Annotated in this window: 15 protein-coding genes; all 15 read right to left on the reverse strand. The window is 59.6% G+C overall.

The genetic code is table 11. From position 1 onward, the window contains the following. Window positions 1–194: 194 nt before the first annotated feature. Window positions 195–3,389 carry an isoleucine--tRNA ligase gene (ileS, locus tag L1C91_RS02170; RefSeq protein ID WP_234857865.1) on the reverse strand — a complete coding sequence of 1,065 codons (3,195 nt, stop codon included), beginning with the start codon at window positions 3,387–3,389 and terminating at the stop codon, window positions 195–197. 248 nt (window positions 3,390–3,637) lie between these two features. Beyond that, window positions 3,638–4,714 carry a DivIVA domain-containing protein gene (locus tag L1C91_RS02175; protein WP_234857778.1) on the reverse strand — a complete coding sequence of 359 codons (1,077 nt, stop codon included), beginning with the start codon at window positions 4,712–4,714 and terminating at the stop codon, window positions 3,638–3,640. Between the two features lie 198 nt (window positions 4,715–4,912). Further along, on the reverse strand, window positions 4,913–5,203 hold the full coding sequence (locus L1C91_RS02180; protein WP_234857779.1) for a YggT family protein: 291 nt from the start codon (window positions 5,201–5,203) through the stop codon (window positions 4,913–4,915). A 58-nt stretch (window positions 5,204–5,261) separates the two neighbouring features. Next, on the reverse strand, window positions 5,262–5,675 hold the full coding sequence (locus L1C91_RS02185; protein ID WP_234857780.1) for a cell division protein SepF: 414 nt from the start codon (window positions 5,673–5,675) through the stop codon (window positions 5,262–5,264). Window positions 5,676–5,767: 92 nt separating this feature from the next. Then, entirely contained in the window at window positions 5,768–6,475 is a 708-nt protein-coding gene (gene pgeF, locus L1C91_RS02190; RefSeq protein WP_234857781.1) for a peptidoglycan editing factor PgeF, read from the reverse strand. A gap of 1 nt (window position 6,476) precedes the next feature. Further along, a complete protein-coding gene (gene ftsZ, locus L1C91_RS02195) occupies window positions 6,477–7,760 on the reverse strand; it encodes a cell division protein FtsZ (protein WP_234857782.1) in 1,284 nt (427 codons plus the stop codon). A 136-nt stretch (window positions 7,761–7,896) separates the two neighbouring features. After that, window positions 7,897–8,565: a cell division protein FtsQ/DivIB gene (locus L1C91_RS02200; protein WP_234857783.1), complete on the reverse strand. Its 669-nt coding sequence runs from the start codon at window positions 8,563–8,565 to the stop codon at window positions 7,897–7,899. Window positions 8,566–8,611: 46 nt separating this feature from the next. After that, window positions 8,612–10,063 (reverse strand): UDP-N-acetylmuramate--L-alanine ligase, encoded by a 1,452-nt coding sequence (murC, locus tag L1C91_RS02205; protein WP_234857784.1) that lies wholly within the window; start codon window positions 10,061–10,063, stop codon window positions 8,612–8,614. Window positions 10,064–10,096: 33 nt separating this feature from the next. Then, on the reverse strand, window positions 10,097–11,164 hold the full coding sequence (locus L1C91_RS02210; protein ID WP_234857785.1) for a UDP-N-acetylglucosamine--N-acetylmuramyl-(pentapeptide) pyrophosphoryl-undecaprenol N-acetylglucosamine transferase: 1,068 nt from the start codon (window positions 11,162–11,164) through the stop codon (window positions 10,097–10,099). After that, window positions 11,161–12,591 (reverse strand): FtsW/RodA/SpoVE family cell cycle protein, encoded by a 1,431-nt coding sequence (locus L1C91_RS02215; protein WP_234857786.1) that lies wholly within the window; start codon window positions 12,589–12,591, stop codon window positions 11,161–11,163. The genes L1C91_RS02210 and L1C91_RS02215 overlap by 4 nt, the downstream gene beginning before the upstream one ends. Continuing rightward, entirely contained in the window at window positions 12,588–13,964 is a 1,377-nt protein-coding gene (gene murD / locus L1C91_RS02220; protein ID WP_234857787.1) for a UDP-N-acetylmuramoyl-L-alanine--D-glutamate ligase, read from the reverse strand. Before murD ends, L1C91_RS02215 begins: the two co-directional genes overlap by 4 nt. 25 nt (window positions 13,965–13,989) lie before the next feature. Next, window positions 13,990–15,090, reverse strand: coding sequence for a phospho-N-acetylmuramoyl-pentapeptide-transferase (gene mraY, locus L1C91_RS02225; RefSeq protein WP_234857788.1), 1,101 nt, complete (start codon window positions 15,088–15,090; stop codon window positions 13,990–13,992). Between the two features lie 79 nt (window positions 15,091–15,169). After that, window positions 15,170–16,615 (reverse strand): UDP-N-acetylmuramoyl-tripeptide--D-alanyl-D-alanine ligase, encoded by a 1,446-nt coding sequence (locus L1C91_RS02230; protein ID WP_234857789.1) that lies wholly within the window; start codon window positions 16,613–16,615, stop codon window positions 15,170–15,172. Between the two features lie 2 nt (window positions 16,616–16,617). Continuing rightward, on the reverse strand, window positions 16,618–18,123 hold the full coding sequence (locus L1C91_RS02235; RefSeq protein WP_234857790.1) for a UDP-N-acetylmuramoyl-L-alanyl-D-glutamate--2,6-diaminopimelate ligase: 1,506 nt from the start codon (window positions 18,121–18,123) through the stop codon (window positions 16,618–16,620). A 22-nt stretch (window positions 18,124–18,145) separates the two neighbouring features. Next, window positions 18,146–19,960: a peptidoglycan D,D-transpeptidase FtsI family protein gene (locus L1C91_RS02240; RefSeq protein ID WP_234857866.1), complete on the reverse strand. Its 1,815-nt coding sequence runs from the start codon at window positions 19,958–19,960 to the stop codon at window positions 18,146–18,148. Window positions 19,961–19,999 lie beyond the last annotated feature (39 nt).

Below are 19,999 nucleotides of genomic sequence, written 5' to 3' on the forward strand. Positions count from 1 at the left end.
TCGCGCGATCTTCAACGCACTCACCGGAAAAGCCCCCCCCCTGAGCTAGACAGCTATCATCTCTTAAACACAGGGCGGGGTTGGGGAGTTTCCGCGAACGATTCTGCAGCCGGGCGGCCTCGTAGTCGCCGCCCGGTGAAGCCAAGAGAGCGGGAGCTACCCCAACCCCGCCCTCTCGGTTTTTTTAAAGGCCTTTAGGCCTTCTTGACGCAGGTGGCAGTCACACCATCGATGATCTGGTGCTCGCCAGCCAGACCACTGTCTGCCCCGAGAATATCGAAGCTAGTGGCCAGCACTTCCCCGGCGATGAACTCTTGGTGGCGCTGTGCCCATTCGAGTTTGTCGGCCGGCACGTGGAGAGTGACCTCGATACGGTCGGACACATCGAAACCACTGGCCTTGCGGGCATCTTGGAGGCCACGAACGATGTCAGCGGCCCAGCCTTCGGCCTCTAGTTCCTCGGTGAGGTTCATATCCAGGACGACCAGCCCGCCGACGCCTTCGATCTGTGCGGTGGATTCGGGGTCTGCCGCGACAAGACGCTCGGTGTATTCACCGGCCTGCAGCTCGATGCCGTCGGCCACAACAACATCGCCTTCGCGGGTGTAGTTGCCGGCCTTGACTGCCTTGATGGCGCGTTGGACGTCACCGCCGAGGCGGGGGCCAGCCACGCGGGCGTTGACGACAACTTCGAAGCGTCCGACGGAGTCGACGTCATCGGTCAAAGAAACTTCTTTGACGTTGACTTCGTCGCGGATGATGTCTGCGAAGGGTTCGAGTCGGTCGGATTGCTCCAGTGCGACGGTGAGTTTCGGCAGGGGTAGGCGGTTGCGCAGTTTGTGTGCTTTGCGTACGGAGGATGCTGCGGAGCAGACGCCGCGGATGTCGTCCATGGTGCGGACTAGTTCGTCGTCAGCCGGGTAGTCGGCAGCATTCGGGTAGTCGGTGAGGTGCACGGAGCGCTCGCCGGTGAGTCCGCGCCAGATGACTTCGGTGGCCATGGGCAGCAAGGGGGCTGCGACGCGGCAGAGGGTTTCCAGCACGGTGTAGAGGGTGTTGAAGGCCTCGGGGTGCTCGCTGTCGCCTGCCCAGAAGCGGGCGCGGGAGCGGCGCACGTACCAGTTGGTGAGGGCGTCGCAGAACCAGCGCACTTCGTCGCAGGCTCGGGCGATGTCGGTGCCGTCGAGGGCGTCTTGGACGTTGGCGACGAGGTTGTGGAGCTTTGCGAGGATGTAGCGGTCCAGCACGTTGGTGCTGCTGGTGTCGAACTGTGCTTCTTTCTCTGAGTAGAGGGTGAGGAAGCTGTAGGCGTTCCACATGGGCAGTAATGCTTGGCGTACGCCCTCGCGGATGCCTTGTTCGGTGACGATGAGGTTGCCGCCGCGCAGGATCGGGGAGCTCATGAGGAACCAGCGCATCGCGTCGGAGCCGTCACGGTCGAACACTTCGTTGACGTTTGGGTAGTTGCCCTTGGACTTACTCATCTTCAGTCCGTCGTCGCCTAGGACGATGCCGTGGGCCACGACTTTTTTGTAGCTGGGCTTGTCCAGTAGTGCGGTTGCGAGGACGTGCATGGTGTAGAACCAGCCGCGGGTTTGGCCGGAGTACTCGACGATGAAGTCCGCAGGCCAGTGGGCCTCGCACCACTCTTTGTTTTCAAAGGGGTAGTGCTTTTGTGCGTAGAACATGGAGCCGGATTCGAACCAGCAGTCGAGGACCTCGGGCACACGGCGCATGGTGGACTTGCCGGTCGGGTCGTCAGGATTAGGGCGGGTGAGCTCGTCGATGTAGGGACGGTGCAGGGAGGTTGGGCGAACACCGAAGTCTCGCTCTAGCTCGTCTAGGGAACCGTAGACGTCGACGCGCGGGTAATTGTCATCGTCAGAGACCCACACCGGGATGGGTGAGCCCCAGTAGCGGTTGCGGGAGATGTTCCAGTCGCGAGCACCTTCGAGCCACTTGCCGAACTGGCCGTCACGAATGTGCGCCGGCATCCATTCGATCTCCTGGTTGAGTTCCACCATGCGATCGCGGATTTTGGTGACAGCAACGAACCACGATGGCAGAGCCATGTAGATCAGGGGTTCACCGGAGCGCCATGAGTGGGGGTAGGAGTGCTCGATGGTCTGGTGGCGCAGCACGCGGCCTGCTGCTTTCAGATCGGCGATGATTGATTTGTTGGCGTCGAAGACGAGCTGGCCTTCGTAGTCCGGAACCTGGTTGGTGAATTTGCCATCCATATCCACGGGGATGACGACCTCGATACCGTAGGCTGCGCAGGTGTTCATATCGTCTTCACCGAAAGCGGGTGCCTGGTGGACGATACCGGTGCCATCTTCGGTGGTGACGTAGTCGGCTTCCAGGATCTGGAAGGCGTTGGGGTGGTCCGCGAAGTAGTCAAACACCGGGGTGTAGGTAAGACCTGCGAGGTCTGCACCGCTGAAGGTGGCGACGACTTCGTGCTCTTTACCGAATTCCTTGGCGTAGGCACCAACCAAGGGCTCTGCGATGAGGAAAGTGCGGCCGACGAAGGCCTCTGCCCCGTCGTTTCCGACCTTCACGAGCGCGTAGCTAACGCCGGGATTGACAGCGAGCGCCAGGTTGGAGGGAAGAGTCCACGGGGTGGTCGTCCAGGCGAGCGCCGCAGCGTCATGGAGCTCTGGGTGTGCAGCCCAGGTGTCTTCGCCCTTGGTGCCTGCCACTGCCCCGGTCAACGGCAGGGTGACAGTCAGCGTGGGGTCCTGGCGCATCTTGTAGGAGTCATCCAGGCGGGTCTCCTGATTCGACAGCGGAGTATGCTCAGCCCAAGAGTAAGGAAGGACGCGGAACCCTTGGTAAACGAGCCCCTTTTCGTAGAGCTGTTTGAACGCCCACATCACGGATTCCATGAAGTCTAGATCCATGGTCTTGTAGCCGTTGTCGAAATCCACCCAGCGGGCCTGGCGGGTGACGTAGTCTTTCCATTCCTCGGTGTAGCGCAACACGGAGGTGCCACAGTATTCGTTGAACTTGGCAAGGCCCATAGCCTCGACTTCGCCTTTGTCCTTGATCCCGAGCTGCTTTTCAGCCTCGAGCTCAGCGGGCAAGCCGTGGCAGTCCCAGCCGAAGACACGGCCGACTTTCTTGCCACGCATGGTTTGGTAACGGGGAATGATGTCCTTGACGTAGCCAGTCAAAAGGTGGCCATAGTGCGGCAAACCGTTAGCAAAAGGAGGCCCGTCGAAGAAGGTATATTCTTCGCAGCCTTCACGCTGGTCAATGGACGCATGGAAGGTTCCATCGGTGCGCCAAAACTCCAGAACGTTTTGTTCCATGTCCGGGAACTTAGCCGAACCACCAGTCATATCGACACGTGGGTAAATAGCCACTGTTAACTCCTTTAAAAACATTGTTTCTTCGGCTGCAGGGACGTGACTGTGCACGCGGTACCACCCTGCTTGCCCGCCTAAAAAGACGAGCCACTTGTTTCTAAAGGAGATGTCGGTCCCACCCGCCCGGTTCTACTGAGCCTTGTGGCTGTTCTTCCGGGTGCTCCCCGGTGATAGCCGGATCAATGCACAAAAGATATTAGCACACAAAAAAGCACCGGCCCGTGGCAGCAATCCACGGGCCGGTGCTTTTGTCAGCTTTTAACGGTTTAGTTGTTGCCGTCGTTCGGTGCTGCGGTACCGCGAGTTGCGAGCTCTTCAAGCTGGGACTCGAGGTAGGTCTTCAGGCGGGTACGGTACTCGCGCTCGAAGGTGCGCAGTTCCTGAATGCGAGCCTCGAGAGCGGACTGCTGCTTCTTGACAGTAGCCATGATCTCGGTGTGCTTGCGCTCGGCGTCCGCCTGCAGGGCGTTTGCCTTGTCTTCGGCAGCCTTGAGCTGTGCAGCGGACTTGGAGGTGGCGTCAGAGAGCATAGCCTCGGAGCGCTGCTTAGCGTCAGCCAGCATGGACTCGGAACGTTCGGCGGCCTCGGCGATAGCCTTCTCGGCACGGGCCTTGGCGTCAGCCAGCTTGGACTCGGACTCGCGCTGAGCGTTAGCCAGGGTCTGCTGAGCGGAAGCATTGGCCTCGGAGACAGCCTTCTCAGCCTCGGCACGGGCCTTGTCCTTAAGAGCCTGGGACTCGCTGTGAGCATCGCTGGTGAGGCGGTCGGCCATTTCCTGAGCGAGGCTGAGCACGCGAGCTGCCTGCATGTGGGTCTCTGCAGTAGCGGGCTCGCCTTCCCCACCAACGAGCTTGGCGGGCTGGGAAGCGTTAGCAGTAGCGGAAGCCTTGGCATCCTGGGCTGCCTTCTTAGCGGCAGTGGCCTCGGCACGAGCGGCCTCGGCATCCTTGCGAGCGGCCTCCAGCTGTTGCTTGGTGGCCTTCAGCTCAGCTTCGAGCTTCGCGGTCGCGGCGTCATCACCCTTAGATGCAGACGGTGCAGGCTGTGCTGCAGCAGCCTTGGCATCAACGCTCTTCTTGTAGTCGGCGAACTTCGCGTCATACTCGGCGCGGAGCTTTTCTTCGACGCGGCGAGTAACAGCTGCCTCATCAACAGCGGGGGCAGCGGCGCCACCCCCGGCGGCTACCTGCTTGCGCAGATCTTCGTTCTCGTCGTACAGAGCCCCGAGGGTATCCTCGACGAGATCGAGGAACTGATCAACCTCATCCTCGTTGTAGCCACGCTTGCCAATCGGGGGCTTGTTGAACGCGACATTGTGCACGTCAGCTTGAGTAAGCGGCATGAACGGTTCCCTTCGCTACATTCAAGGAGGCGGGAGGGCCCGCCGCCTTTGTCGATTTTTATGCCCCTAAGCATACTAAAAGCATAGAATTAATTTTCAAGTCGCTGGCGATCTTTACCAGCATTACCGTTAAAGATTAGCGTCAAAAGCATCATTTCTTATGGAAATAACGCGCGCCACGCCGTGAAAAGGATCAATTTAACGGATTGCGGCCGGCAAAAGCATCAAAACCAAGCTACAGACGAAGAAAATCACCATCACGCTCAAGTCCAGCCCCACCCCACCGAGACGAATCGGGGGGATGATTCGGCGCACGAAATGCATCGGCGGATCGGTGATTTTAAAAATCGGTTCGGCAATCATCACGAACCAACGCGGCGGCCTGAATTGGCGCGAGAAGGACTCCGCCATCTCGATGACGATGCGCACCAACAGCAGCAGCATGAATAGTTGTACCAGGGCAAGCGCGAGGACTATTGCTACATTCACCTGGTCGAGAGTACACAAAACCCCGGCCACAGTGTGTGACCGGGGCGGACATTTTAAATTACATGCCGTAGCGTGCTTGACCCTCGTACACGTCCTGCAGTTCGTAAGGCGCAACGTGCACGCCCTCCGGAACCATAGCGAACACGCGGGGCGCTACCTTGTCTAGGTCGCCACGCAGAGCGAAGCACAGGCCAGCAGCGAAATCAACGATGCGCTTAGCTTCCGCCTTGGGCATTGCGTTGACATCAAAGACAACAATGTCGCCGTCACGGAAAGGCTCGCCAACCTCTGCAGCCTGATCGTAGGACGTCACATCGACGGTGACGGTGCGGGGTTCGCGGCGTCGTGCAAGGACCTCGTTGCGGTCGCGGTAATGGGGCTCGAGATCTGCCTCTTCGAGGTAGTAGTCGCTGCCGTCAACGGGCGGGGTCAGGCCGAAGAACTGCTTGGCCTTGTAAACGAGGTCTGCCATGAGGAACCTTTCCTTAAAATGTCTGTGCTGCCACCAACTCTAGGGGTTTTGTGGCATTTATCTGCGTAATGACACGCGTGTCAGAATATTTTTTACTGCTCTGTCAGCCAGATAACACCGGCTTGTCGACCCGTGACTCCCTCGCGCCGATGCGAGAAGAATTCCGCGTCTTCGATGGTGCACCGCGGGTCAATATCAATATTGCTAACACCCATGGTGTAGAGCTGATACGCCAAGCCCGCCCGGATGTCCACTCCGGGGGTACCTTTCAGTGTTGTGCAATAGGACCCGGGCAAATGATTATTGACGTCGCGGGCCATGGCCTCAGGTAGCTCATAACGCTCACCGGATGCCGCAGGCCCAAGCAACGCGTGAATCTTTTCGGGGTTGGCGCCCAACCCCACCATGGTGTCCACCGTGCGAGCGACGATGCCGTTACGTGCACCCAGACGACCTGCGTGCACGGCAGCAACCACCCCGGCGTCATGATCACTGAGCAACACCGGCGTGCAATCGGCAACCAAAACGCACAACCCCAGGCCGCGCTCGGTGGTCACAATCGCATCTGTGGTGGCAACGGGATTATCCATGGAACCATCGACGACCGTCACCGTGTTGGTGTGCAACTGCTCCATCCACACCAACCGCTGCAGTCCAAGGACCTCCGCCAAACGCGCACGGTTAGCGGCCACAGCCTGCGGATCATCACCGACGTGATCACCCAGGTTGAAAGAATCGTACGGCGCGACCGACACCCCGCCGCGGCGGGAGGTGAACACCTTGCGGACGGGGCGATCCATATTAGCGGCGGCGGTGGGTCATGAAGGATGGGACGTCGAGCTCATCGTCGTCATCATCAACACGGCGGTAATCATCGCGAGTGGTAAACATCCCGCTCGCACGGTCGTTGCGGTCGCTGCGCCGAACACGATCGCTACGATCCAGGCGCTCAGAGCGGGAAGCGGCAGCTGCCTCCGGACGCTCGGAGGGCTCGCTGACCTCACGGCTGAGGAACTCTGCCTCGGTGGACTCAAACAAAGAGCCGCTTTCTGCAGGCGCCTGTGCGGGCTCACCCAGCACAGCGTGCGCACCCTGCGCCTGCTGAGCAGACTGCGAAGCCTTCGCCGAGGGGTTCGGGCTGCCATCAAAACCGGAAGCAACAACAGTCACGCGAACTTCGTCGCCCATGTTGTCGTCCAGAATGGAACCGAAGATGAAGTTGCAGTCCTCATCGCACAGCTCCTGGACAATGTTTGCCGCCTCGGTGACCTCTGCAAGGCCAATGTCGGAACCGCCAGCAAAGGACAGAAGAACGCCCTTGGCGCCGTCCATCGTGGTCTCCAACAGTGGGGAGTTAATAGCCTGCTCGATGGCCTCAACCGCGCGACGCTCACCGCGGGCGGAACCGATACCCATCAACGCTGTGCCAGCGTCCTTAATCACGGAGCGCACATCGGCGAAGTCAACGTTGATCAAACCCGGGGTGGTGATCAGGTCAGTAATGCCCTGCACACCGTTGTGGAGCACCTTATCGGCGGCCTTGAAGGCATCAACCATCGAGAGGTTCTCCTCGCCAAGCTGCAACAGGCGATCGTTGGGGATGATGATCAGCGTGTCGCAGGCTTCACGCAGCGCCTCGATACCTTCGTCAGCCATGCGGGAGCGGCGCTTGCCTTCGAAAGAGAACGGGCGGGTGACAATACCCACGGTCAAAGCGCCCATCTTCTTAGCGATGGAGGCAACCACCGGAGCCGCACCGGTACCGGTGCCACCACCCTCACCTGCGGTGACGAAGACCATGTCGGCGCCCTCCAGGGACTCCTGGATCTTCTCCTTGTACTCTTCAGCGCTCTCGCGACCAACGTTCGGATCCGCACCAGCACCAAGACCACGGGTTGCCTCGCGGCCAATAGCGAGCTTGGTGTCAGCATCAGAGAACATCAGCGCCTGGGAGTCAGTGTTGACGGCAATGAACTCGACGCCCTTCAAGCCCCCTTCGATCATGCGGTTGACCGCGTTGACGCCGCCGCCACCGACGCCGACAACCTTGAGTACAGCCAGGTAATTGTTGTTTGGGTTTGACATCTAGAAATCCCGCTCGCTTCTTTGTACGTTGCAGTTTGTGTTGCCTCTCATCTTCGATTAAAGAAACACAAAAGGGTAGGACATACTCGGCGTGTCCTACCCTAAACCTTAACTTTAAGGTTATTGACCTGGGGTTTTATCGCTTGGTTACGAGCTCCGGATTAGAGACATTCCACTGCTGCCCCTCCTGCGTCAACACAGCAGCAGTAGCAAGCGCCTTATCCTCCGCATTATCCGCAGAACCCCACTCGACAACCCGGCCATCAGCTGTAACCAACGACAGCGCATACGCCGACGGCGCCTCAACCTGAGCAATCTGCTCCCTCACCGGCAGACTCAAAGCCTCAAGCACCGTGGCAACATCACGGAACAACGCGACGTCATCATCCTTGGTCCCCGTGACCTCCACGCAGCCGGCCGGCGGAGAATCAATAATGAAAGCGACGCCGCGACTATCGATCAGGTGGTCACCATCGCTACGCTTGGCATACATCAACGCCTCACGCTCGGTGACCTCCACTCGAACCGTCGACGGCCACTGGCGCACCACACTAGCCTGGCGCACCCACGGCAACTCCACCACCCGATCAGCAGCTGCGGAGGCATCAATGCGCGCTAAATTCTGCCCGGGCACAATCAGCGTCGCCTGCTCGATAGCCTGAGAATCAGTGTGGACATTGCCCTCGACCTTGAAAGCAGACACCTTAAAAACTGGCACCAGCAACACCAACGCCGCAGCCAACACCACCACAGCCAACGCTGCCCCACCCCACACAGCCAGCCTGCGCGCAGACAACCTCGGCAACCCGAGCCTCTTCGGTGACTTCGGCGACTCCGGCGATATAGCCACCTTAGGCACCCGCCCGTTCCTGCAAGGCCAAGACAATCTCTTCCGAGGCCATCGTCACGGTGCCAGCACCCATGGTCAGCACAATATCACCCGGGCGCACAATGTCCGCCACCGTTGATGCCACCTGGGAAAAATCAGGCTGGTAGACCACGGACGTCGTCATCTTGCCCGCGATGATGCGCCCGTCAATACCCTCCACGGGCTCCTCACGCGCACCGAAAATATCCAACAGCACCACCTTGTCCGCAGCAGACAGCGCCTCCGCAAACTCATGCTGGAACTCGATCGTGCGGCTGTACAAATGCGGCTGAAAAGCAACAATCACACGGCCACTGCCCTTTTGCTGAACCTTCTCGCGCGACGCCTTCAGCACAGCTGCGACCTCCGTCGGATGGTGCGCATAGTCGTCAAACACCTGCACAGCCTCCGTACCGGGCTGCAGCACGACCTCGCCCTTGTACTCAAAGCGGCGGCGCACACCAGAAAAATCACTAACCCCACGGGCCAAAGCCTGCGGATCGCCACCAACGCATGCACCCGCAACAATCGCAGCAGCAGCATTCAGCGCCATATGCAGCCCAGGAACCTGCAAGTCGACTTCGACGTCGCCGGAGTCCAAAGCCACCGAAAAACGCGTTCCTGACGCCGTGGTTTCCACACCACTAACCACCGCCGCAGCAGGCACCTCAGGATGCTGCGCGCACGCCTGCTCGGTGCCATAACCAACAACCTTGCAGCCAACACCAGCATCAAGGCAACGCTTCGCCAAGGCAGCAGCATGCTCGTCATCCAAACACACAATCAACGTGTCAGACACTAGTGCGGCAAAATCATCAAACACCTTGAAATAGGCCGAAGGCGTGCCAAAGAAATCCAAATGATCCGGCTCAATGTTGGTCACCACCGCCACATCCGGCGCATAGGTCAACAGCGAAGCATCGGACTCGTCAGCCTCCGCCACAAACGCCTGGCCACTGCCATGATGAGCATTCGTGCCGGCCTTATTCAACTGCCCCCCGATAGCGAAACTCGGATCCAAACCAGCAGCCTGCATCGCAACAACAGTCATCGACGTCGTCGACGTCTTACCATGGGTGCCGGCAATCAACACCTGGGTGGAACCCTCCATCACCTGCGCCAACAAATCAGAACGACGAATCACAGGAATACCCAAACGCTGCGCTTCAACAAGCTCAGGGTTATCCTTCGGGATCGCAGCAAAAGACGTCACCACAACCGTCGGCGGCTGGCCCGCCAACGACAAGTTCGCGGCGTCATGACCAATGGCAACCTTCGCCCCCATCGACCGCAACGCCAAAACCACACGCGAATCCTTCGCATCCGACCCCGTCACCACAGCACCACGGCTGAGCAAAATACGGGCAACACCGGACATCCCGGCACCACCAATGCCCACCAAATGCACCCGGGACAGATCAACACTTTCAGCCATCAACAGCCGCCTTCCAGACGAAAAAACAAAAACCTAGCGTTTCACACTCGCGAGCACACGCGCGGCGATCTCCCCCGCGGCGTCATCACTACAACACGACGCCACCGCAGCACGCGCAACCTCATAGCGCTCCGGGTCAGCCATTGCAGACACAGCATCAACAATGGCCTGCGCCGACAGATCAGCATCATCAATCATGACGGCACCACCAGCATTAACGACGCCGCGTGCGTTCAGCGCCTGCTCACCATTACCGTGCGGCAAAGGAACATAGATCGCCGGCACACCCGCCTGAGTGACCTCTGCGACCGTCATCGCACCCGAACGACACACGGCAATATCCGCGATAGCCAACGCCTCCGCCATCGCATCAATATAAGCAACCGGGAAATAACCCTTACGCGGCTGCGGCGAAGAATTATTCTTGCCATAAGCGTGCAACACCTGGAAGCCCAACGCCACCAAGTCCTCCACCGCACCATCAATAGCACGATTAATCGAGGCAGCACCCTGGCTACCGCCGGTAACAACCACCGTCTTCATCGACGAAGATAAACCCCACCGGGCGCGAGCACGGCCCGCCAACACGCGGGGATCCTCCCCAGCCGTCAACGTCTTACGCAGCGGAATACCCACCACATCACCCGGCATGCCAGAACCCGACACAGCATTCAAACCCACCCCGCCCAAACGGACACCCAACTTGTTAGCCACGCCAGCACGCGCATTGGACTCATGCACAAAAAACGGCAGCCCCAACTGGCGCGCGGCAAGGTACGCGGGCGCCGACACATAACCGCCGAAACCGATCACGGCGTCCACGCGCCGCTCGCGCATGATCTTCTTCGCCTGGCTCACCGCCTGCCACACCCCCTTTGGCAGACGCAACAAGGCCATGTTGAGCTTCCGAGGCACCGGCACCGGCGGAATCAAATCAAGATCGTAACCCCGAGCAGGAACAATGTCTTTTTCTAGCCCCTTCGGCGACCCCAGAGCGCACACATACGCCCCACGATCACGCAAAGCATCCGCCACAGCCAAGGCAGGCTCAATATGGCCGGCAGTGCCACCACCGGCAACCATCACACGAATTTCACTCATTTGGTTCTCCTCGTGGGCCTAGAATTCCTCGTCGGCCTCGAATCCCTGTCTTGCAGCCTGGATGGACGCGACGTCCTCTCCGCTACAGTACGCGCAGTCGGCCGCGACTCTGTACGCACCCGGGGCGCCCGCGCAGGCGGCGTTAAGAAACCCTCCGTCACCGGCTGCGGCTCAGGTAAGCGCAATAAGTGATCCAACGAGGGCTTACCAAAGGACTGCATAGCAGAGACGGTCTCTGGTTCATGCCGGGCACAATTAGCCAACAAGCCCATCGAACCCAAGGTAATGATCGCCGAGGTACCACCAGCGGAAATCATTGGAAGCTGAATACCCGTCACCGGCACCAAACCAATCACGTACGCAATATTGATGAACGCCTGCACCACCACGCCGCCGGTCAGCGTGGCAGCCAACAGCGAGAGGAAAGAATTGTTGATCCGCAAAGCCGTGCGGAAACCAAAGAAAGCAAGGGCTGCAAACAGGGCGATCACCATGGTGCCACCCCACAGCCCCAACTCTTCACCAATGATGGCGAAAATAAAGTCGTTTTTAGCCTCCGGCAGATAGAACCACTTCGCACGGGACTGGCCCAAACCAACACCCCACAGCGAACCATCCGCCAAGGACAAAAAGCCCTGGTAGGACTGGAACGCATGCCCACGTGTGTCAGCGAAGTGGCCAAACAGAGCATCAAAGTAGACGGTGAAACGGTGGGAGCGGAAACCGCCCTGGGAGGCCAAGCCCAACATGCCCAGCACCACTGCACCAGCGGCGGCAAAAATCCACCGGCGGTTCACCCCAGCAAAGTACATCACCAAGGCCACCACCAGCAGGTAAGCCATAGCCATGCCGATATCGCCCTGCAGGACAATCAGCAGCAAAAACCCACCGGCAACAGCGGTGAAAGTGGCAAACCTACTGCTCCAGCCCCGGCTGTCAGCACGGCCGGCCTCGGGAGCCAGATAGAACGAACCCCACACGGCGATCGCTACCTTGGCTACCTCCGAAGGCTGCAGACGCAACGGGCCAAGCACAATCCATGACTGGGAACCGACCTCTTCTTTACCCGTACCGATACCCGGGACGAGCACCAGAAAAAGCAGCACAGCGGTGATGACTAGCAACAGCGGGGCCAAGCGCTGAATGTGCGCGGGGTTCATCCTCAACCCCACCCACATGGCGACAAAGCCAGCAACCACCATGACCGCCTGGCGAATGGTGATCGCCCACGGGGAAGCATCATCAATGACAGACCATGTCATCGACGAGCTCATCACCATGATCAAACCAAAAAAGGCGAGGATAGTCACCGTCGCCAAAATCATGTAGTAGTCCGTCATGGGCCGCGCCAACACGTCGGTAACAAACCCGGACACGCGCCCCTTCGCCGGGCGGACGTGTTCGCGTTTCTGGGTGGGAGTACTCATCGCGCAAACCTCCTTGCGGCGTCGGCGAACAGGTCACCGCGCTGCCCCATACCTGTAAACATGTCTAATGACGCCGCGGCGGGTGCCAGCACCACAGATTGCCCGGGTTGGGCCGCAGCAACTGCCGCAGCAACAAGTTCGTCCGTGGCCTCAACCGGGTCGGTGCTGTCTGTCACGACAATGGGCAGATCGGGGCGGGCATCCAGCAGGGCCTGGCGCAAAACCTCGCGATCGACCCCCATCAAATAGGCGGCGGCCATATGCGGCGCGTGCTCGCGCACTAGCTCGGCAACATCCGCGCCCTTGAGCTGCCCACCAGCAACCCAATGCACTCCGCTTCGGCCACGCAGTGCGGCATCCGCGGCGTGCGGATTAGTGGCCTTGGAGTTATCGACAAAAGCCACCCCATTATGTTCGTGAACCACCTGGCCACGGTGCCCGGACACTTCAAAAGTATCCAGAGCACGGGCGATAGCCTGCGGTTCAACACCCTGCGAACGCGCCAATGCCGCCGCAGCCAACGCGTCGTACACGCCCGCCGGTCCTGCCGGGGAAATGCCCTCGGCGCTAGCTAGGACTCCCCCACCGAACGCACGGTCAACGAGCATTCCATCTTCCACACCGAGCTCACCGTCCAGCGGAATACCGCTGCCAAAAGTGATGACGTCGCGGGTGCCAGCGACCCGCACCACCGCGGCGTCATCACGGGAAATAATCGCAACATCGCCATCAAGCACCTTGGCTTTGGCCAGGGCATAAGCATCGAAGCTTCCGTGCCAATCGATGTGATCATCAGCCAAGTTCAACAACACCCCAGCTGCCGGGTGGATCGTCGACGACCAGTGCAGCTGGAAACTGGACAATTCCGCAACAATGACGTCAATGCGGGGTTCCGCCAGCAGCGCATCGCCCACCGAGACCCCAATGTTGCCCACAGCCTCTGCTTTAAAGCCGCCCTCGGACAACATGGCTGCGGCCATCGCCGTGGTTGTGGTCTTACCGTTAGTGCCGGTGATCGCCAACCACGTGCGGGGCGCACCGCACGCACCGGCGGAATCCAGGCGCCACGCCAACTCGACGTCACCAATGACCTCAACGCCGGCCTCAGCAGCCGCCACCAGAACAGCCGAATCGGGCCGCCACCCCGGCGACGTCACCACCAGATCAACCGAATCCAAGGATTCACGAAGCTGCGCGGTTGTCCACGCTTCGACCCCCGTGGCCTCCTGCACTCGGAAACGCGCGGTCTCATTATCGTCGGCCACCCGAACATCCGCCCCGACGCGTGCGAGAAGACGGGCACACCCCGCGCCAGACACACCGGCACCCGCAACAACGACACGGCCCAGAGACTCAGCCGAAAACTCACACATCGGAACTCCTTACGCAGCAACCGGCCTAGACGCCAGCAGCCGTCAACCAATCCGTGTAGAACAACGCGATGCCGATCATGCAGGCCATCGCGGTAATCAACCAGAAACGAATAACCACCGTGGTCTCCGCCCAGCCACCGTTTTCAAAGTGGTGATGGAACGGGGCCATGCGGAAAAATCGCGTACCCTTGGTGCGGAACACCACAACCTGAATCGCGACGGATGCAGCCTCGATCACGAACAGTGCACCCACGACAACCATCAGCAGCTCGGTGCGGGAAGCAATCGAAATACCCGCAACCAGACCGCCCAAAGCCAAGGAGCCAGTATCTCCCATGAAGATCTTCGCCGGGGCCGCATTCCACCACAAAAAGCCCAAGCAAGCGCCCAATCCAGCGGCGGTCAGTACAGCCAAATCAAGAGGGTCGCGCACCGAGTAGCAGCCAGGCACAGCAGCAACCGAACAAGAGTTACGGAACTGCCAGAAAGTCACGATCGAATACGTGCCCAGCACCATCGCGGTGGACCCGGCAGCCAAACCGTCCAAACCATCAGTCAGGTTCACGGCATTCGACCACGCCGAAACCACAATGTAGATAAACAGTAAGAACAGCAGCAGGCCGATGATCTTCGGCCCAACGGCCAAAGTGAAAGTGCCGATATCGCGCACAAAGCTGAGTTTCTCCGAGCCCGGAGTCAGGCCGTGTTCGTCGGGGAACTGCAGCAACGCCACGCCGAAGCCCAAAGACACAGCCAGTTGGCCAATCAGCTTGGCTTTCTTGTTCAGACCCAAGTTCCGAGCCTTGACCAGCTTGATGTAGTCGTCAGCGAAACCCAGAGCGCCCAGGCCCACGGTGAGCCCGAGCACCAGCAGCCCGGATGCGGTGAATCCACCGGTGCCGCGAATCATCGAGTAGAGGTTGGTGACCACATAGGCGAACACGATGCCCGTCAGAATCGCGATGCCACCCATGGTGGGGGTACCACGCTTGCGCAGGTGCGACTTGGGGCCCTCCTCGCGGATCTCTTGACCCAGGCCTTCCGCGCTGAATCGACGGATCAGCACCGGGGTAAAGAAGATCGCCACCAGGAAGCTCAATGCCCCACTGATAATTATCTGAGTCACTATTAAATCTCCTGCTTAAAAACGGTGCGATCGAACGAGTAAGAAGTCTAGCCGGGTGCCTGCCCGCAACCGGGGAGGCTCAACCAGCGGCCACAACCTCAGCGACCGACCACAGTGCTTCCGACCGGGAGGCTTTCACAAGTATGACGTCGCGGGGCTCAATGTCCGCAGACACCGTCTGGGCGGCAGCCTGGGCGTCGGGCACTGCGCGTACCCACATACCCGCAGCCGTCGCGGCGTCAACAAGCGCACGCATGTTGGGGTTATCCCCCACTGCAACCAGGCGGTCGATGTGCAATTGCTGCAGTGTGGCCACAATGTCGGCGTGCTCTGCTTCGGCGTTGTCGCCGAGCTCGCCCATCTGTCCCAGCACGGCCCAACTGCACGCGTCCTCCCGCGCCGAGGCAGTGTAGGCCAGCGCGGCGAGCCCCGCCCGAGCACTGTGGGGGTTGGAGTTGTAGGAATCGTTGATGATGGTCACGCCATCGGGGCGGGTGGTGACCTCCATGCGGCGACCAGAGCGCGCCACGTGGGCATTCAACCCGGCCGCAACCTGTTCCAGCGTCAAACCGGCGTGCAGGCCCGCAGCAGCAGCGGCCAAAGCGTTGGACACCTGGTGCTCGCCGAAGACCTGCAGACGCACCGGTACTTCTACCCCGCCGGCATGCAGCACGAACGACGGCCGGGCTACCTCGTCCAACACGATCTCGGTGGCGTACACATCAGCCTGCGAGCTCTGCGTGGAATAAAACACGCACCGCGCGTTTGTACGTTCAGCCATGGCGCGCACGGCGTCATCATCAAAATTCAACACGGCGACGCCATCATCCGGCAGGGCTTCCACCAACTCGCCCTTGGCGATGGCGATGTTTTCCCGCGAACCAAACTCACCCAGGTGAGCGCTGCCAACGTTGAGCACGACCGAGATCCGTGGCGGCGCGATCTGCGTCAGCTTTGCGATATGACCGATGCCGCGCGCGGACATCTCCGCCACCAAAAACTGCGTCTGCGCATCGCAGCGCAGCACCGTGTACGGCATACCGAGCTCATTGTTGAAGCTTCCCGGTGGGGCCACAGTGGGGCCGGCCTGCTCAAGCACACTAGCGATGATGTCCTTCGTCGACGTCTTACCTGCCGAGCCCGTCACCCCCACCACGGTCAGCTGCTCACAGCGATCCACCAGGCCACGCGCCAGCCGCGACAACCCCTGAATCACCGCCTGCGCATCGGGGTGTTCCAAACCCAAACCAGTGGTTTCGCCCGTCGCCGGCGGACACAGCACCGCCGGGGCGTCCACATCATGTGCGGCTAGCACGCACACCGCGCCAGCCTCAATTGCTGACGCCGCGAAATCATGGCCGTCAACGTTTTCGCCCGGCAGCGCAATAAACAACGAACCCGGCTGTAGTTTGCGCGAATCAAACTCCGCAGGGGCAGTCACCCGCGCCTCCGCGATAGCCTCGGCCTGCTCATTCAAGCGGCCACCAACAATCTGTGCGATCTCCGCAACACTAAAATCCAGCATGACTACCGCTGCCCTTCCTCGTCCAGCCGCGCCACAATCGCAGCTTCCAACTGCTCGCGGTCATCGAAATGGTGCGTCACTCCACCAATAATCTGGCCAGTTTCATGCCCTTTACCAGCCACAACAATGGCGTCACCCGGCTGTGCCCACGCAACGGCCTGGGCGATAGCCTGGGCGCGATCACCAATCTCTACTACCTCGGCGTTAGTCCCCTGCGTGCCCTCAAGCACAGCATCGCGAATCAGCGCCGGATCCTCCGACCGAGGATTGTCATCGGTAACAACCACCAAGTCTGCGCAACGCGCGGCCTCACGCCCCATCAACGGACGCTTCGCCTGGTCACGATCCCCGCCCGCGCCAACAACCACCCCAATGCGGCCTTTCACCTGGCTAGACAATTCCTTCAGGATCGCCGCAATAGCCGCAGGTTTATGGGCGTAATCGACAACAGCCAAGAAATCTTGGCCGACATCCACACGTTGCATGCGTCCCGGCACAGCCACCTGTCCCAAAGCCTCCGCAGCGACAGCCACCCCATCCGGATCCACCACAGATACACAGGCCAACGCCATCGCAGCATTAGCCACATTAAACTCCCCCGGCAATGGAATGCTGACTTTCACAGGTTCGCCGCCCTCGCGGCGCCACACAAACGACTGGCTATTGTCCCCAGCCGTCACCCGCTGCGAGACCTCAACCCCCGCGGCGTCATGAAGCGACAGCGTCAACGCACCCGTGCGATCCGCAAGCATGCGACCCCACGGATCATCCACATTGACGATAAAAGTGCACTGATCATCCGGCACAAACCACGCGGCCTTCGCCTCAAAGTACTCCTCCATCGAATGATGGAAATCCAAATGATCCTGGCTCAGATTATTAAAAGCCTTCACAACAAAACGCGTACCAGCAACACGCCCCAAACTAATCGCATGCGAGGACACCTCCATCACCACATCCGTCACCCCCTGATCTCGCATTGACGCGAACAACTCCTGCAATTTAGGAGCCTCCGGCGTGGTCAACTTTGTCGGCACAGCACGACCATCAATACGCGTACCCGTCGTGCCAATCAACCCCACCTTCTTACCCTGAGCCATCAGGGCCTTTTCCATCAGATAACTCGTCGTAGTCTTACCCGACGTACCCGTAATACCGATGATGCGCAGCGACTGCGAAGGGTAGCCATACACCGCAGAACTCACAGCGCCCAATACTTCACGAACCTGATCAACAACAATGACAGGCACATTCAAACCAAGTTCATCGCGCACAATCGACAAACCCTGAGCATCAGTGAGCACCGCCGAAGCATCCGCCTGGCCGGCAAAGCGCGCGCCATGCGCATTCGACCCCGGCACAGCCGCAAACACACCACCCTGCGGCAACTCCTGAGCATTGATCCCAATCGCCTGAACCGTAACCCCCGCGACGTCAAAAATTGAATCAATACGCCCACCAGCAATATCAGCCAACTGGGCTAGCGTCGGACACTCCACAACAGACATCTTTGATACTCCTTCGGCGACGCTACTGGGCCTGCAAAACAAGATTTTGTTCATTGGAACGCGACAACGGCACATTGTCACGAGTCAGCAACCACGACGCAATGTCATGGAACAATGGAGCAGCCGACTGGCCACCCTCGCCATGCACACCACGCTGAGGCGCATCGAGCATAATAGCCACCACATAACGAGGATCATCCGCCGGGGCAATACCAGCAAACGTAATCCAATACTTACTGTTCGAATAGCACTGGCACGCCGGATCCACCTGCTGAGCAGTACCCGTCTTACCACTAATCTGATAGCCCTCCACAGCAGCCTGCGGGCCCGTACCCTGCTGCACGCCCGTCGGGTCACTCTGAGCCACCGAACGGAACATGTTGCGCACGGTACGCGCCGTATCCTCACTGACTACACGCGTGCGTTCCGGCTGCGGCAAACGATCAACCGTGCCATCCGCTCTGGTCACCTTCTTGATGATGCGCGGCGTCACGCGCTCGCCATCGTTAGCGATCGCCTGATACACACCCGCCATCTGCAGCAGGGTCAACGACATACCCTGACCGATCGGCAAGTTTGCAAACGTGCCACCAGACCACTGCTCGCGATCCGGCAACAAACCAGCAGATTCGCTAGGCAACTCCACGCCCGTCAGCTGACCAATGCCAAACTTATTTAGCATGTCAGCGAAGCGGTCCTCTCCCACCCGCTGGGCCAACATCAAGGTGCCGACATTCGACGACTTACCAAACACACCGGTGGTCGTGTACGGCATAACCCCGTGCTCCCACGCATCGCGGACAGTCACACCCGCCATGTCAATAGAACCGGGAACCTGCAGCACCTCGTCGGGCGTGGTCAATTTATTTTCAATCGCAGCCGACGCCGTGATGATCTTCGCTACAGAACCCGGCTCAAAAGGCGAGGTAATCGCCGAATTATCGAATCTCTTGCCGCGCTCCAGCTGGCGTTGAATATCGCCCATCGGATCCACGGTGTCACTGTTGGCCATCGCCAACACCGCGCCGGTTTTCGCATCAAGCACCACCGCCGACGCCTGCTCTGCACCAGAATTGACCTTGGCCTGCTGCACCTGCTGCTGCACATAGGTCTGGAGATCCAGGTCGATAGTGAGCTCAATCTGCGCGCCATCGACGGCAGGATTCTGATCCCTCAACGTGCCCGGAATGGCTTGATCGTTGGTGGAAACTTCCTCAACCCGGCGGCCGTCAATACCTGCTAGCTGTGCATCGGAGGAGGCCTCCAAACCAAACTGGCCGACACCATCGATAGAGGTCTTGCCCACAATGTTTTCAGCAATCGCACCATTGGGGTACTGGCGAATATCCTGCCGGTCTGCCGCAACCCCAGGGAATCGAGCTGCGACCTCCGCGGCAATATCTGGATCAACGTTGCGCACCAACACGGTGTAGTAGGAATCGGACTTCAACGCGTCCAAAATTTCCTTGGAGTCAACGCGCGTCGCATGAGCTCCCGGCGCTCCACTGTTTTTGACCATCTTCGGGATTTCCTCCGACATGGTCTTGAGCGTCGTGGGCACATCATCGTAGCGGTCCGGCATCTGCTCGTGACGAGTCTTAATCTCGTCCCTCAGACGAATCGGGCTGACCGTCAACGAACGTGCCTGCATGGTGAATGCCAACTCTGCACCATTGCGGTCAACAATCTGACCGCGCTTGGCAGGGGTGACATACACGCGCTCGCGTTGTTCCTGCGCCAAGGCAGAAAGGCTAGGACCCCACACTCCCTGGACCCAGGCCAGGCGTCCTACCAATACAGCTGCTAAGACGACGGCCAACGTCCGGACCAAAAACATCCGGCGACGGCTCAAATCCACATCTACACGCTGTCGGAC

The organism is Corynebacterium argentoratense, from assembly GCF_021491455.1.
Classification (GTDB): domain Bacteria; phylum Actinomycetota; class Actinomycetes; order Mycobacteriales; family Mycobacteriaceae; genus Corynebacterium; species Corynebacterium argentoratense_A.